The sequence below is a fragment of the Lysinibacillus sp. GbtcB16 genome, assembly GCF_019091145.1.
Classification (GTDB): Bacteria; Bacillota; Bacilli; order Bacillales_A; family Planococcaceae; genus Lysinibacillus; species Lysinibacillus fusiformis.
The window spans coordinates 1-831 of sequence record NZ_JAGXJV010000074.1 but is presented as its reverse complement, the minus strand read 5'-3'; the positions used below and the strand labels follow the sequence as shown (position 1 = coordinate 831).

At 38.1% G+C, this 831-nt stretch carries 1 protein-coding gene; it reads right to left on the bottom strand.

The features are described from left to right. Positions 1-831: distal tail protein Dit (locus tag KVT27_RS23335; protein WP_217582043.1), on the bottom strand; the 831-nt coding region annotated here is incomplete at both ends.

Sequence of the window (831 nt, the reverse complement as noted above, 5' to 3'; positions counted from 1 at the left end):
GGGTCATATGAGAAGAGAAAAGTTTTATATTCATGTCTGCTTTGAAATCAATTAATGGACCGTCAGGAATATTACGAGTATAAATAGGACCATGCCACCCGGTACCTGGTCCATATAATTTAGTTGTGAAATAGGAATTATTAGCTACTGCCATTTCACCTGTAGCAAAGTAAGGGCCAATTTTCCCACTTTCTTTCTTCCAAGGCTCAAGTGAATTCATTTCATCGTAGATAACACGTTCTTCCATCTTTACTACTTTGTTTTGAATACCAGTTGGATAACCAAGGCGAAAATACTGATCTTTATTCCATACATCGATATAAGGCGTTGCTTGCAAAACATCAATTTCAATAACCGGTTCTGAGGTTGTAGTCCCATTATTAACGAATCGAGCCCCTAAGTTTGAATCTTTAATGCTCATTTCGTGTTCTTGTGGTAGCCCTAACTTATATGGCATACCGCAAACAAAAGTAATTGTCCCTTTACCTCTGAAAATTAATTCATCAAGTTCAGCCTCGCCATCAACAACCGCCATGTAAGTTCTGTCTTTCTCATCATCAAATATAAGTTCCTTAGCTTCACCTGTGACAAGCCACTTTGCTAAATCTTCTTTCACCTTCTGCATATTAGCCTGGTCAAGTGCTTTCAGTATTACTGGTACTTTTATTTCACGTTTACCTGTATTTGTTTGTAATAAGTGTCCTCCGGGCATCCCGTTTACGTCTAGAAAGTCACGTTTAATAGGAGCCCAGGCAGGACGATTAAATCCCATAAGGATAAATATGTAATCTTTACGTTCGCCATTAAATGTAAAGCTACCGGTTTGTTTTG